The sequence below is a fragment of the Pseudomonas sp. GW821-FHT01A09 genome, assembly GCF_058986725.1.
In genome coordinates this window covers 1-14653 of sequence record NZ_JBYSWB010000032.1, presented here as the reverse complement: position 1 = coordinate 14653, position 14653 = coordinate 1, and the positions used below count along the sequence as shown (strand labels likewise).

Below are 14653 nucleotides of genomic sequence, written 5' to 3'. Positions count from 1 at the left end.
GTCATGCCCTCTCGCCGCGAATGGAAACGGCCGGGAAGGGATACGCTTCGTTGCGCTCCACCCAGTCCATGAAATCGGCGCGCGCGCCAGGGAAGCCGATCTGGGTCCAGCCGACCATGCCTTTGTTGCCGCCATGCACGGGGTCGCTGAAGAAGCCTTCGCGGGTGTTCTGCACCAGCAGGCTGAAGAATGCCTTGGACGGCACTTCGTCGAATTGCAGCTCACCTGATTCGATCGTGCTGAGAAAATGGTCTCGGGTAGCGCTGTCTTGTGCGGAAAATGTTTTACCGTGCTGCGCTTTGCAAGCGGCCTCCGCGGCGGCGATGCCGAGGCGATAGATCTGCTGCGGGACCAGTTGCAGTTGATAGCCCATCTCGGCCGGGGCATCGGTCACGAACGGACCTTGCATGTACCAGAGGGCGCCGGTGGCGTAGGGAGTGTTCATCTGCCGGTCGATGAATTCCGGCACGCCGGCTTCCAGGGCGCCAGGGCCAAGGTCATCGGCGGGGATGATGCGCGATACCGCAGCCTGGATGAAGTCCCATTCCTCGGCGGTAAAGAAACTTGGCTGGTAGTCGTCCTTGGGGGGAGTCGGCGGCACCTTGTGCTCGGGAGCGGCCGGCGCGGCGAGCAGCGATTGGGCGCTCATGCCCAGCCCGGTGCTGGCGACGGTGACCACGGGGATCAGGGTCAAGGTCTTGCGCAGGAACTCCCGGCGCGGGTTGTCTTCTCGATCGGACATGGTGGATCCTCATCAGCGGTTCAGGCGATGCGGCGACGTAAGTGGATTTTTATGGGGGATATTATTAGAGGGACGTACGCAACGACTTGAAACCAAGGCTGCGGCAATCAGCCGCGAAATCGGTCGGGCGCAAATGTAACCATTTGTGAATTAAATTGAAACCGGTTTCACCTTAATGGCGGCTGGCCTCTTCGCGAGCCAGCTTCGCTCCCACAGGGTAGGACTGCCGGAAGTCCAACATTGTGGGAGCCGGGCTTGCCCGCGAAGAGGCCAGATGCATCAACCTAAATCCACCGGCAGCCGCTATCAGCCCAGCAGCGCTTGCACCTCGGCCGTGGTCGGCGCCTGGGCGCCGGCATGGCTGCACGAGACCGACGCGCAGGCCGCCGAGAAGCGCAGGCGTTGCTGGTAATCGCTGATGCCCAGCAACCCCGAGGCCAGCCAGCCCGCCATGCTGGCATCGCCGGCGCCCACGGTATCGACTACCTTGACCGCGATGGCGGCCTGTTCGTACTCGCCCTCCAGCGTATGCAGCACCATGCCTTTTTCACCGCGGGTGAAGAGGATCTGCGCCTTGGGGTTGAGCGCCCGCAGTTCATCCAGCGCCTGATGCTCGGTGAGGCCCGGATAGATCTGGCGCAGGTCTTCATCCGACAGCTTGATGATGGTGGCCAGCGCGACCATGGTCGGGAAGGTCTGCTCGCGGTAGTGGTTGTCCATCAGGTTGCGCCAGTTGGGGTCGTAGCTGATCTGCTTGCCAGCTTCATGTACCTGCCGGGCGATGGCCACCAGCTTGTCACCCAGTGGCTGGCGGGCCAGGCTGATGCAGCTGAAATGGCACAGTTGCGCAGCGTCGAGCCAGCCGTGGGGCAGTTGCTGGCCGTCGAAATGCAGATCCGATTCACCGGCGAAGAAATAGCGCGGCGGTTGGCTGGAAGCGACGATGGCCACCAGTGGATCGCAATCGACGCGCTGGATAAAGCCCATGTCCAGCCCAGCAGCGACGGACTGACGAGCGATTTCATCGCCCAGCGAATCGCTGCTGATCGCGCCAGCGAAGGCGCTGCTGACGCCCAACTGGCTCAGGCCCCGGGCGACGTTCCACGGCGCACCGCCGGGGTATCCCTGCCAATGCCCGGGGGCGCCTTGAACGATATCGGTCAAGGCTTCGCCGAAGACGACTACGTGGGGCAATGCCATTTCTTGTTCTCCTGGGTTCGAGGTGCGTTCGCTCGGCGAGGGCCGAGGCGCACCTTTGCGTGCGTGGCGCGGTTCTATCGACATGCTGCTCGCGCAGCGCCAACCATACGTTGGCTTGGCGGCCGATGACTAGTATCGCGATGCCGTCGCGCTGATACTTTTCTGATCACGGCGCGGCGGGGAAGTGCGGCTCGCCGGTAGCGGATTCCACACGCTTGAAATATTCGCCAGCCATCTGGATAAAGGGTTTGACCGCCGGGTTGTCGTTGTCCAGGCGTGAGGCCATGTAGATCTGCGCCACCGGGTCGGCATCGCGCAGGCGGCGAAACTGCAACTGGCCGGGGTACAGATGGCGCGCCGCCGCGGGCACGATGGCAACGCCCAGGCCCGCGCGCACCAATCCCAGGATCGAGTGCGTCTGGCCCAGGTAGTAGCGGTAGCGCGGGCTGACCCCGGCCATGGCGAACAGGCCGGCGATGCAATCATGGAAGTACCGGCCCTCATCCGGTGAATACATCACGAACGGCTGCTGATCGAGGTCGGCGATCCCCACCTGTGCGTGCGTCGTCAGCGGATGCTCGTTGGCCATGACCACCAGCAGCGGCTCCTGACTGATGAGCTGATAGTTGAACCCGGCGTGTGAGTGGGACCACCGCACGAAGCCGATATCCAGCATGTTCGCTTCCAGCGCCTGGATCTGCGCGCCGGAAACCATTTCGCGCAGATCCACCCGCACATCCGGCAGCTCGATAGCGGTGTATTCGAGCAGGCCCGGGATCATCCGATAGCTGCTGACCGCCGTGAAGCCCAGCAGCAACTGCCCGACCTCACCGCGCTCCAGGCGTCGCGCGCTGTCGGCGGCCTGCTCGGTGTAAGCCAGGACGTGGCGGGCATCGCGCAGGAAATGCTCACCGGCAATGGTCAGTTTGACCCGCCGATTGCTGCGTTCGAGCAGGGTCACGCCCAGCGAACGCTCGAGCAACTGGATCTGTCGGCTGAGGGGCGGCTGGGTCATGAACAGGCGGCGGGCGGCCCGACCGAAATGCAATTCGTCGGCGACCATCACGAAGCAGCGCAGTTGATGCAGTTCCATGATTCAATTCTTGTATTGATCGATTCAGTCTCTATGTTAGACGCGCATCGTCAGTTTTCCTACTCTGGTTGCAATCCGCAGGCTTGGGTGTCTGTGGCCATAACAACACAGCCCTCCACGCAGGGGGCCGGAGAGCTTCATGAACACCAGCCCCATGAATGCCAAGACCGCTTCCCTGGCGGTGCCCATCGCCGAGGCCAAAGTGGGCCGCCGCCGTTTCGTCATCCTCTCGCTGATCTTTATCGTCACCGTCCTCAATTACGCCGACCGGGCGACCATGTCGATTGCCGGCACCGGAGTGGTCAAGGACCTGGGGCTCGACCCGATCATGCTCGGGATGATCTTTTCCGCATTCGCCTGGGCCTATGCGCTGGGGCAAATTCCCGGCGGCTGGCTGCTGGACAAGTTCGGTGCGCGGCGGGTCTACGGTTGCAGCCTGGCATTGTGGTCGCTGTTCACCATACTGCAGGGTACCGTCGGCTGGATAGGGCTGGTCGGTTCCACGGCAGCCATCACCTTGTTCGGCATGCGCTTTATGCTCGGTCTGGTGGAATCGCCAGCGTTCCCGGCCAACAACCGTATCGTCTCGTGCTGGTTTCCTACCAGCGAGCGCGGCACTGCGTCGGCGTTGTTCAACTCGGCGCAGTACATGGCGGTGGTGGTGTTCGCCCCATTGATGGCGTGGCTGACCCACACGCTGGGCTGGGAGCATGTGTTCCTGTGGATGGGCGTGCTGGGCCTGGTGGCTACGGTGTTCTGGTTCGTGCTCTACCGTGAGCCGTTGAGCGATGCGCGCCTCAGCGAATCCGAGCTGGCCTATATGCGCGAGGGCGGTGCATTGGTCGATCTGGAGGCCAATCGCAAGGCCAGCAAGCCCAAGCTCAAGGCCGCTGAAGTCATGCAGCTGTTCAATAACCGCACCCTGTGGGCGATCTATCTGGGGCAGTACTGCATCACCGCGCTGACGTACTTCTTCATCACCTGGTTCCCCATCTACCTGATCAAGGGCCGCGGCATGACCATCATGGAAGCCGGCTGGGTGGCTGCTTTGCCGGCGATCTGCGGGTTCTCCGGTGGCGTGCTGGGCGGGGTGGTGTCCGATTATCTGATCCGCCGCGGCATGCACCCTTCGCGGGCGCGCAAGACGCCCTTCGTGTTCGGCATGGCGCTGGCAGCGAGCCTGGTATCGGCCAACTACGTCGATGCCAATTGGATGGTCATCGCCTTGATGGCCCTGGCGTTCTTCGGCAAAGGGCTGGCCGCAGTGGGCTGGGCAGTGCTGTCCGACACCGCGCCCAAAGGCATGGTCGGCCTCAGTGGCGGGGTGTTCAACGGCATCGGCAATATCGCCGGGATCGTCACGCCGGTGGTGATCGGCTATTTCGTGGCCGCCACCGGTTCGTTCAATTCGGCGCTGTGGTTCGTCGCCGCCCATGGCCTGATCGGCATCTTCGCCTACGTGGTGCTGGCCGGGCGTTTCGAGCGGGTGGAGATTGCCCCGGCGCAGGGTGATTGACGGCTGAGCCAAGTGCACTGAGTACTCTGGGCGCGAAGGTTGTCTTAACATCACCCGACACTTTCGCCGCATCAGGACCTTCGATGACTCACCCCCGTATCGGCTTTGCCTGCATGTACCGCCACCCCGAGCGGTCGCTGTCGGCCAGCGCGTTGAAACTTATCGAGGCGCCGTTCAACCCGCGCACCACCACCTTGCGCTGGATGGACAGCGTGTCGCCACAGCAGGCGCGGGACAAGCTGGTCGAGGTGGTCACCCACAACCTTGCAGCGCAGTTGCGCCTGCTGGCCTATGTCGCCGAGCTGCCTGCGCCATTGCGCATGCTGCGCTTGAGCAGCGACTTGCTGCCGTTCTACAGCCACGTCAAGGTTCACGCGTTCTACCAGGAACCGGCCATTCGAACCTGGCTCGGCGAAGGCTTCGCCGCCATCGGCGAGCTGGCGCGCCAGGCACAGATTCGCCTGTCGTTTCACCCCGGGCAATATTGCGTGCTGGGTTCCGACCGACCTGAAGTGGTGGACAACAGCCTGGCCGAATTCGAATACCACGCCGACATGATCCGCATGATGGGCTACGGCACGCGCTTTCAGGACTTCAAATGCAACGTGCACATCGCCGGCCGCTTGGGCGCGCAGGGCATACGGGGTATCTGGTCGCGGCTGTCCGAAGTGGCGCGCAACTGCATCACCTTCGAGAACGAAGAAAAGACCTACGGCGTCGACAATTGCCTGCAACTCGCCGACCTGGCACCGGTGGTGCTCGACATCCACCACTGCTGGATCAACGAGAACGACTACATCGCGCCGGACGATCCGCGGGTCGAGCGCATTATCGACAGCTGGCGCGGCGTGCGCCCGACCATGCACTATTCCCAGCCCCCCGAGCATCTGCAGACCCTGGGTTTCTCGGCCGAACAGAAGCTGGAGATGCCTGCGCTGCTGCAGTCGGTGAGCAAGCGCGACCTCTATGGCCATAGTGACCTCATGTGGAACCACTGGACCAACTGGTATGCGCTGCAGTTCCTGCCGCGGTTCGACATCATGTTCGAGGCCAAGGACAAGAACCTCGCGACCTTGGCGTTTTATCGGGAGTATTTGGCCAGATAACCCGCCATCTCCACCTCCGGCAGCGTCCCGTTGCGCATCGACAGGCTTCAGGCGTGGCCCCACTGGGCGGCATCAGTTCATTCAGCGCATCGCTCAAGTGCCCGAGGCTGAACGGTTGGATCACAGCCTGGTGTCCGCGAGGATGCGTCACCCTGACAGGACAATGGTCGGCGCGCAGGGTCTTTAACGCATCGCCGCTGGCAGCTGCCCGCAGACCCGCGTATCGTTCGCACCGCGCGGCCACTCGGCACTGCCCGCCAAGCTCCGTTCGCCCACGGGGCGCGGCTTTCGTCGCGCCGCCCGCAAAGGGCCATTCCCTACCGCTTCGTTCGAGTACTGACCATGACGCCCGCCCGCGCCAGATTTACCGAGGGCTCGGTTTTCAGCCACATCATCGCCGCCGCCAGTACCAGTGCCTTGAGCCTGCTGGCGATGTTTCTGGTGGATATATTGACCCTGGTCTACGTCGCCAGGCTCGATGACCAGGTGGCGCTGGCGGCCGTCGGCCTGGCCAAGACCCTGACCTTCATCAACGGCGCCTTCGTTTCAGGCGTGGTGATCGCCGCCGGTGCGGTGCTGTCCGAGCGTATCGGCAAGCACGCGAGCAAGGCGTTGGCGCGGCTGGTCAGCCATCTGCTGATCATGGTGCTCTGCGTTTCGGCGGCGGTGGCGGCCCTGGAGTGGCTGTTTGTCGTCTACCTGGCGCAGCGACTGGGGGCCGACCCCGAAAGCTACGGCACCGCACGGCGCTTCATCGCCAGTGTGCTGCCGACCAGCATGCTGATCGCCGCCATGCAGATGTGCGCGCAAATGCTTCGTGCCCAGGGCCACGTGCGCCTGGCCCTGGCGGTGCTGCTGTCGGGAGCCGCGACGCTGGGGCTGGCGGATCCGTTGTTGATTTTCGTCTGCGGGCTCGGCCTCGATGGCGCCGCACTCTCCTATCTACTGTCGGCGCTGGTGTCTTTGGCGGTCGGGCTGGTGCTGGTCAAGCGGCATATCGGCTTGTCGGCGACGGTCAATCTCAAGCGCCTGAAGCTGCACGTCGGCCTGACCTTGCCGATTGCGCTACCGGCCATGTTGGGTAATCTGGCCATGCCCGTGGGCATCACCTGCCTGATGATCGTGCTCACCGGCCTGGGCGCTTCGGCGCTGGCCGGCATGGCCGTGATCGACCGCATTCTGCAATTCGGTTTCTGCGTTTTCTTTGCCCTGCCCAGTGCGCTGGTGCCGGTGCTGGCACAGAATCTGGGCGCAGGATGCGATGACCGGGCACACACCGTGATCAAGGTCATTCGCCGGTTGGTGGTGCTCTATGGTTTGTCGATATGGCTTTTGCTGATAGTGTTCGGGCCGTACGCCGCCGACTACTTTCACCTGCAGGACAGTGGCCGGGCCATGTTCCAGGCGTTTTGCCGATACGGGGCAGGGCTGTGGATTCTCTATGGGCTCGATTTCGTCGCCCAATCCATGTTCCTGACCATGGGCCGGGCCTGGTGGGTGCCGGCCTTGGGCTGGCTGCGCGGAACCCTGGGCTCGGTGCCCTTCGTCTACGCCGGTGCATACCTGTACGGTGCTACCGGAGCGGTGGTCGGCATGTGGTGTGGCAATGCCCTGGTGGCGGCGCTGGCCGTCGTCATTGCGTCGCGCCAGGCGCGGCAGTTTTTTGCCGAGCGCCGCGTTGGCCAGCGTGGTCGGACTGCGGCTTGTCCTTGATCGAATCATTCGGCCGCTGCCAGAGCGAGCAGTCAATACGGCCGACAGCTAATGGAATCGCATGCCTGTGACCGATACTCCTGACTCCCCGCAAGCGCCCGCCGGCCCCAAGCGCCGAAGGGCACCTAAAGGCGAAATGCGCCGTATGGCCTTGCTCGATGCGGCGACCGAAGTGTTCGCCCGCGACGGTTACCTGGGCGCTTCGATGCGTGATGTCGCCGATATCGCCGGCATCACCACCGTCGGACTGCTGCATCACTTCCCCAACAAGGTGGCGCTGCTGCGCGCGTTGCTGGATCGGCGCGACGAGCGCGTGACGGAGCGCTTCAGCGACCTGGAGACGGCGCCGACGCTGGAGGGCTTCGTGAAGTTCCTCACGCTGAGCATGAGTTTCAGTGTCGAAGACCGGCGTGAATGCCAGGCCTCGGTGATGATCAATACCGAAAGCCTCTCGGACAAGCACCCGGCGTTCCCCTGGTATCAGGAAAAGTTCGAGATCGTCCACGGCCATGCGCAGGCGCACCTGGCGGCGCTGGTCGAAGCGGGGGAGATACGCGCAGGCGTCGACGTGAAAGCCTTGGCCCAGGAGATCTTTTCGATGATGGACGGGCTGCAGATCCAGTGGCTCAGGGGCCGCAAGCAGGTCGAAGTGAAGCACGTCTTCGACCTTTACCTGCAGCGCCTGGCCAGAGATCTCAAGCCAGACTGACGGGCTCGTCCCTGAGCCCTGACATCCTCAGTAGGTTTGTGCGGTGTTGACCTGCACTGCCTTGCGCAGCGGGATCGGCAGCGGGTTGCTGTCACGAGTGGTCAACTGCTCGGGATAGAGCGTGGTCAAGGTCTGGCTCAGGGACAGATCTTCCGAGTCGGTGCCCACGCGGATCTTGAACTTGCCGGCATCGACGTTCCAGCTGTCGGTGTTGTCCACGTAGTAGGCCAGCGAGCGCGAGTCGAGCGGGATGCTTACCGTTTTGCTCTCGCCAGGCTGCAGGTACACCTTGGTGAAGCCCTTGAGTTCTTTCTCCGGACGGTCGACGGTCGAATTCACCGGCTGCACGTACAGCTGTGCGACTTCATAGCCGGCTTTGTCGCCGGTGTTTGTCACGGTGAACTTGGCGTTGACGGTGGCCCCAGGGGTCAGCACATTGGACGACAGTTTCAGGTCGCTGTAGCCGAAGGTGGTGTACGATAGACCGAAACCGAACGGGTACAGCGGCTTGGTGTGGTTCTTGTCGTAAGCGCGGTAGCCCAGATACAGACCCTCGCTGTAGGTCATGCTGGTCAGGGCGTTGTCGCCGCGATAGGCCGCCGGGTCCGGATACGAGGCGTAGCTGGCGTTGTCCTCGATGCTCTTGTCGATGGTGACCGGCAACTTGCCCGACGGGTTGACCTTGCCGTAGAGGATCTCGGCCAGTGCCTGACCGCCTTGCTGACCTGGCAGCCAGGCCTGCAGCGAGGCGCCGACTTTCTTCGCCCATGGCTGCATGTCTGCAATGCCGCCGCCGTGCATGACCACGATGGTGTTGGGGTTGGCCTTGGCCACGTAGCTGATCAGCTCGGCCTGTTGGTCAGGCAGCTCGTAACCGTGGTCGGAGCCTTCGCCTTCGTTTTCATAGTTGGTACCGACGGCGACCACCACCGCGTCGTACTTCGACAGATCCTTGGGTGGACGCAACGCCGCCCAGCTCATCTGCACGCCTGCCAGGCCACCCAGCGCCGGGGTGAAGTTGGCCGCCGAACGACGGTATTCGAGTTTGACCGTGTACTGCTTGCCAGCCACCAGTGCGGCGGTCTTGCCGGAGGTGACGATGGCGTTAACCACGTCGCCGGAGTGCGGCACGCCGTCGCTGTCGATGACCAGCTCGTCGTTGACCCAGACCTTGTACGGGCCATCGGCACGGACCTTGAACACCTGCACGCCTGAGACGGTCGGCTTGATCTTGGCGGTGAAGCGCGCCGAGAAGGCGCCGGCGGTTGGCGTGAAGCCGGACACCGAGGTAGTGCCGGCGTTGGTGACGTTGGTGCTGGTGGTCCAGTTGAAGTTCACCCCTGGCTCGACGCGGGTCAGCGCCGGATCACCGGAGAAACTGGTGTTGGCGTAGTACTCGGCCTTGACGCCCGAGTTGCTGATGCCGCTGCTGCCGGTCGCCGGCTGGTACCACACCGAGGCCTGCGGATTGAGGCTCAGGTCCGACAGGTAGGTGACATTGGAGCTGCTGGAGGCCAGTTGCTGCAAGCCGCTCAACTCGGTGACGTAGCTGTTGGGCGGCGAGTTGGCGGTGCCGAACGGCGATGCTGGTGCCTGGGCGGCCCAATCGCCGATCACGGCAATCTTGGCGGACTTGGCCAGTGGCAGCAGCGGCTTGCCTGCGCTGGTGTTTTCGTTGCGCAGGAGCACCATGGCTTCGCGAGCGGTGTTCAGTGCCGCGCGTGCGCCGTACTCGGTGTGCACCAGAGTCTGCGCGCTGTTCGGGTGCTCCTGCAGGTCGTAACTGACGATCCCGCGCAGGTTGCGCTTGACCTTGTCGTCGATGACGTTCTGGGTCAGTTGGCCGCTCCACAGGTACGGCATCAGGTTGGCTTCGGTGAATTGCAGGCCCGACGGCATGTCGATGTCGGTGCCGGCCCAGGCGCCCTTGAAGGCATCGTGGATGGCGTTGAAGTCGCTGATCACCATGCCTTGATAGCCCCACTCACCTTTGAGCACGTCGGTGATCAGGTGGTGGTTTTCGCAGGCGTAATCGCCGTTGATCTTGTTGAAACCGCACATGATCGAGGCGACGTTGGCGTTCTTGACCATGGATTCGAAGCCCGGCAGGTACATCTCGCGCAGGGTGCGTTCGTCGACGACAACGTTGAGCGCCTGGCGGTTGGCTTCCTGTTCGTTGGCCAGGTAGTGCTTGCCGCTGGCCTGGATACCCTGGGCCTGGATGGCGTTGACCACTGCCGGTGCAAGCACCGCGCCGAGGAATGGATCCTCGCCGCTCAGGTACTCGGCGGAACGGCCGCCATACGGGGTGCGGTACAGGTTGACGCCCGGGGAGAGCATCTGCTGGCCTCCGGAGATACGCGTTTCGTAGGCGATGGCCAGGCCGAATTCCTTGGCGCGGTTGATGCTCCAGGTCGCTGCCAGTGCAGACTGCGATGGGTACGCGGCGCCGAAGGTAGCGTTGTTGACGTGTACGCCCATGGAGGAGTCGTAGGCGACCGTGCCCTGGATGCCCCACTTGAGCAGCGACGGGATCATATGACCGTCGTTGACACGAGTGAAGTTGATTTTTTCCGACTCGCTCATGTTGTCGAGGATCGAGCTGACGCGCGCTTCGACGGCGTTACCGGTGGCAGGCGTGACCTCGGCCAGCGCCAGGTTGGCCTGGCCAACGCTGAAGGCGAGCAGGCTCAGGCTCAGGGTCTGTTTGAAAGTGGACAAGGCACACGTCCTTTTAGGCGCAGCGAACGAATGGGCGGGGCGCGATAGGCTCATGGCTGTTGCACCTGTGCCGGGGCATCGTCGGTCGCCACTGGCGCGTCGAGCAGGGCCGAAGAGCTTTTCTGGGTGGTCTGGCTGATCTGCGAAACGCCTGAAAGTTGATCGCGTTGCGCTTCGACCTGCTCGCGCAAGGTGGACGCGGAAGTGGCACTGGCGGATGCCGAAGTTGAATCTGCAGCGAACACGGAGAAACTTTGAGCGCAAAGGAATATTGCGCCCACGACAGGCAGCATGGGTCGGATCATCGATATTGACTCGATCAGTGGAAGAGGCGGTAGTTGATCGACCTGGGGCAGGGATTGTCCCGAAGTTGGTCGAAGCATAAGTCTCGATGATGCACTTAAAAGTTCAATGGCCGCAAAGATATTTTCCCCGGACGAAAAAAACGCGGAGGAAAACCGACTCTGCGCGTTTCGTTCGTTAAGGTTTGATGCCAAAAAAACGAAATAAATTAGAATAAAACGTCGTGCAAATCGGTTATACAGGTTTTCTATGGCTGTTTGTAGCGATTTAACGGCATTTTATTTTATTCAGTAAACCTAGTTGCAATTAGGTTTAGCGGTCTGTTAAGCTTCCTCGGCGATCATCCTGGTCTCTTGTTGAGCGATGATTAGTTCATCTTGTGCGCGGGTGAAAGTTGCCGATGTGTTCCTGAAAAGATCGCGGTGTTTACCTCTTTAATATTAATCAGATCATTAAACTCCAGGCCGTTCCGAATCCGGGTAACGGTCTCTGAGCGGTTATTTGGCAGTAGCGTTAAATGATCTCAAACAGCCCTTTGCCCATACCCTCGCAATCACTGGTCTGCGATTGGTTGATTGAAAACTCCGACCTCAAGATCGCGGACCTCAACCGTGCTCGCAAACTGTGCCTGGCCGAAAGCGGCAACGATGGCCAGGTGTTGAGCATCCTCCTGCGTCTGGGGGCGGTGCGTGACGAGCAGGCCGTGGAGGCCTACACCACCTTGCTCGAAGTACCGCGTTTGGCGGCGGATGAGGCGCTGCTCGTCAGCCCCCCGCAGATCATCGGCAGCGAGCGCTTCGTGCGCCATTACGGGGTGGTGGCGGTGGCTGTCGGTGACGACGAGGTCACCGTGGCCGCCAGCCCGCCGCTGTCGCAATACGCGCTTGACGCAATGAGTTACTGCGCGGGCAAGGCGCTGACGTTGCAGGTGGCCACGGCCGCTGAGGTCAACGCCTTGATCGAGCGATTCTACGGTCAGGGCCGCAGCGCCATGGACGCGTTGATCGAGTCTCTGGATGAAGAGGGCGGGCAGCAGGATGACATCGAGCACCTCAAGGACCTCGCCTCGGAAGCGCCGGTGATCCGCCTGGTCAACATGATTCTGCAGCGTGCGGTGGAGGACCGTGCCTCCGACGTGCATGTCGAGCCCTTCGAAGGCCAGCTGCAGGTGCGCTATCGCATCGATGGCCTGTTGATCCAGGGTGAGGCGCCGCCTAGCGCTTATGCCGCGGCGGTGATTTCCCGCCTCAAGATCATGGCGCGCCTGGACATCGCCGAGCGGCGCTTGCCCCAGGACGGGCGCATCATGCTGCGTATCCAGGGGCGTGAGCTGGACCTGCGGGTGTCGACGGTGCCCACCGCATTCGGCGAATCGGTGGTGATGCGCTTGCTCGATCGCCAGACCCTGAGCTTTGATTTCCCCACCCTCGGTATCGATGGGCCGCGCTTGGCTACCCTGCTCGAACTGCTTGAACGCCCCCACGGCATCCTGCTGGTGACCGGGCCCACGGGCTCGGGCAAGACCACCACGCTGTACACCGCGCTGTCGCGGCTCAACACGCCCGAGCGCAAGATCATCACCGTCGAAGACCCGGTGGAATACCAACTCGCGGGTATCAATCAGATTCAGGTCAAACCGGCCATCGGCCTGGATTTTCCGGCGGCGCTGCGCTCCATCGTGCGCCAGGACCCGGACGTCATCATGATCGGTGAAATGCGCGATCTGGAAACCTGCCGCATCGCTATCCAGTCGTCGCTCACCGGCCACCTGGTGCTTTCGACGCTGCACACCAACAGCGCTGCCGCCAGTATCACCCGCCTGCTGGACATGGGCGTCGAACATTACCTGATTGCCTCCACGCTCCAGGGCATCGTCGCCCAGCGCCTGGTACGCCGGCTCGATCCGGCCACGCGCATCGCTTTCGAAGCCCCCGCCGAGCTGATCGCCCAACACGACCTGGAACGCTACACCGATGCCCGCCCGATCCTCTTGTACAAACCGGACGAGCAGGGCAGTGGGGGTGGCTATCACGGGCGCAGCGCCATCACCGAACTGCTGGTCATGAACGATGAACTGCGCAGCCTGCTGATGCGCCAGGCCGATGCCGCGACGCTGGAGGCCGCTGCCCGTCGGCATGGCCTGATAACCCTGTTCGAGGACGGTTTGCGTCAGGCCCTGGCGGGTATCACCTCGCTCGAAGAAGTCCTGCGGGTGGCGCGCGGTGACTGATCGGCACACCTTCAAGTTTCGCGCCCTGGACGCCGATGGCGCGATGCAAAAGGGCAGCATCGAAGCGGCAGACGAGCAGGCGGCGGCGAGCCGATTGCAGGCCCGCGGCTTGCTGGTGCTGAGACTCGAAGCAGGCACCGCCGCGGCCCTCCGGTCAGGTGCGGCCAGCCTGCTCGATGGCGCTCGGTTGCTCAGCTTTACCCAACAGATGGCGACCTTGCTCGGTGCCGGGCAACCGCTGGAGCGCGCCCTGGGGTTATTGCACAAACAGGCTGGCGCGGCCAGGCGGGCGGGCTTGATCGGACGTATTCGCGAACAGGTCAAAGGTGGCAAGCCACTGTCCCAGGCGCTGGAAGAAGAGCACGGGCAGTTTTCGACGCTGTACATCAGCCTGGTGCGCGCCGGTGAGGCAGGCGGCGCGCTGGACGTGACGCTGGCGCAGTTGGCGGAGTATCTGGAGCGCAGTCAGAAGCTGCGCGGCGAAGTCGTCAACGCGCTCATCTATCCGGCGTTCCTGGTGGTCGGCGTATTGGCTTCGCTGGCCCTGCTGCTGGCCTATGTGGTGCCGCAGTTCGTGCCGATCTTTCGCGATCTGGGCGTGCCGATCCCGTTGATTACCGAAGCCATTCTCGCCTTGGGCGAATTCATGAGCGCTTATGGGTTGATGGTGCTGGGCGCCGTGGTAGCGATGCTGTGGACGTTCGCGATCGCACGCCGCCAGCCGACCCGACGGCGTCGACACGATTTGCGCCTGCTGCGGGTCCGGGTGTTGGGGCCGTTGCTGCAGCGCCTCGAAGCCGCGCGCCTGGCACGCACGCTCGGCACCCTGCTGGGCAACGGCGTATCGCTGCTGCAAGCGCTGCTCATCGTGCGTCAGGTGAGCGGCAATTTCGCCATCCGCGCCCAGATCGAACAGGCCACCGAGCGGGTCAAGGGCGGCGGTACCTTGGCCAGCGCCTTCGGCGAGCAACCGCTGCTGCCGGAGCTGGCGATCCAGATGATCGAAGTCGGCGAACAGTCTGGCCAGTTGGGCGCGATGTTGCTCAGGGCGGCCGACGTGTTCGATGTCGAGGTCAAGCGTGGTATCGATCGTCTGCTCGCCGCGCTGGTGCCCACGCTTACCGTGATCATGGCGGTGATGGTCGCCCTGATCATGCTCGCCATCATGCTGCCGCTGATGAGCCTTACCAGTAATATCTGAGGATTTTCCATGTCTCGTTTCAACGCTGCACGCCGTGGTCGCCAAGGCGGCTTCACTCTGCTGGAAATGCTCGCGGTGATCGTGCTGCTGGGCATCGTCGCCACCATCGTCGTGCGTCA

At 62.8% G+C, this 14653-nt stretch carries 12 protein-coding genes; 7 read left to right on the top strand and 5 right to left on the bottom strand.

Translation table 11 applies throughout. From position 1 onward, the window contains the following. Nucleotide 1: 1 nt before the first annotated feature. The 3 genes from AC3WJP_RS25570 to AC3WJP_RS25560 form a co-directional block, all read right to left on the bottom strand. The gene (locus AC3WJP_RS25570) at nt 2–742 is read right to left on the bottom strand and encodes a gluconate 2-dehydrogenase subunit 3 family protein (protein WP_493723841.1); all 741 of its coding nucleotides are present in this window, start codon (nt 740–742) and stop codon (nt 2–4) included. 306 nt (nt 743–1048) lie between these two features. Continuing rightward, nucleotides 1049–1942: a carbohydrate kinase family protein gene (locus tag AC3WJP_RS25565; protein WP_493723842.1), complete on the bottom strand. Its 894-nt coding sequence runs from the start codon at nt 1940–1942 to the stop codon at nt 1049–1051. Between the two features lie 166 nt (nt 1943–2108). After that, a complete protein-coding gene (locus AC3WJP_RS25560; RefSeq protein WP_493723843.1) occupies nt 2109–3035 on the bottom strand; it encodes a LysR family transcriptional regulator in 927 nt (308 codons plus the stop codon). A 154-nt stretch (nt 3036–3189) separates the two neighbouring features. Here AC3WJP_RS25560 and AC3WJP_RS25555 point away from each other — a divergent pair, with 154 nt between their 5' ends. The 4 genes from AC3WJP_RS25555 to AC3WJP_RS25540 all read left to right on the top strand — a co-directional run bounded on the left by AC3WJP_RS25555 (nt 3190) and on the right by AC3WJP_RS25540 (nt 8079). Beyond that, a complete protein-coding gene (locus AC3WJP_RS25555) occupies nt 3190–4551 on the top strand; it encodes an MFS transporter (protein ID WP_493723853.1) in 1362 nt (453 codons plus the stop codon). Nucleotides 4552–4634: 83 nt separating this feature from the next. Beyond that, complete coding sequence (gene uvsE, locus AC3WJP_RS25550; protein WP_493723844.1) at nt 4635–5657, top strand: UV DNA damage repair endonuclease UvsE; 1023 nt, start codon at nt 4635–4637, stop codon at nt 5655–5657. A 342-nt stretch (nt 5658–5999) separates the two neighbouring features. Continuing rightward, a complete protein-coding gene (locus AC3WJP_RS25545) occupies nt 6000–7370 on the top strand; it encodes an MATE family efflux transporter (protein ID WP_493723845.1) in 1371 nt (456 codons plus the stop codon). A 61-nt stretch (nt 7371–7431) separates the two neighbouring features. Continuing rightward, nucleotides 7432–8079, top strand: coding sequence for a TetR/AcrR family transcriptional regulator (locus tag AC3WJP_RS25540; protein ID WP_493723846.1), 648 nt, complete (start codon nt 7432–7434; stop codon nt 8077–8079). A gap of 27 nt (nt 8080–8106) precedes the next feature. Here the strand turns inward: AC3WJP_RS25540 and AC3WJP_RS25535 are convergent, their stop codons facing one another. Together AC3WJP_RS25535 and AC3WJP_RS25530 are read right to left on the bottom strand one after the other, a co-directional pair. Further along, nucleotides 8107–10854, bottom strand: a complete 2748-nt coding sequence (locus tag AC3WJP_RS25535) for a beta-glucosidase (protein WP_493723847.1) — start codon at nt 10852–10854, stop codon at nt 8107–8109. Next, nucleotides 10851–11093, bottom strand: a complete 243-nt coding sequence (locus AC3WJP_RS25530; protein ID WP_493723848.1) for a hypothetical protein — start codon at nt 11091–11093, stop codon at nt 10851–10853. Before AC3WJP_RS25530 ends, AC3WJP_RS25535 begins: the two co-directional genes overlap by 4 nt. Nucleotides 11094–11620: 527 nt before the next feature. On the opposite strand from AC3WJP_RS25530, the gene gspE reads away from it, so the two are divergent. From gspE to AC3WJP_RS25515, 3 genes are all read left to right on the top strand, one after another. After that, complete coding sequence (gene gspE, locus AC3WJP_RS25525) at nt 11621–13333, top strand: type II secretion system ATPase GspE (protein WP_493723849.1); 1713 nt, start codon at nt 11621–11623, stop codon at nt 13331–13333. Further along, nucleotides 13326–14534: a type II secretion system inner membrane protein GspF gene (gene gspF / locus AC3WJP_RS25520; protein ID WP_493723850.1), complete on the top strand. Its 1209-nt coding sequence runs from the start codon at nt 13326–13328 to the stop codon at nt 14532–14534. The genes gspE and gspF overlap by 8 nt, the downstream gene beginning before the upstream one ends. A gap of 9 nt (nt 14535–14543) precedes the next feature. Then, a partial coding sequence (locus tag AC3WJP_RS25515; protein ID WP_493723854.1) for a prepilin-type N-terminal cleavage/methylation domain-containing protein occupies nt 14544–14653 on the top strand: 110 nt, incomplete at its 3' end.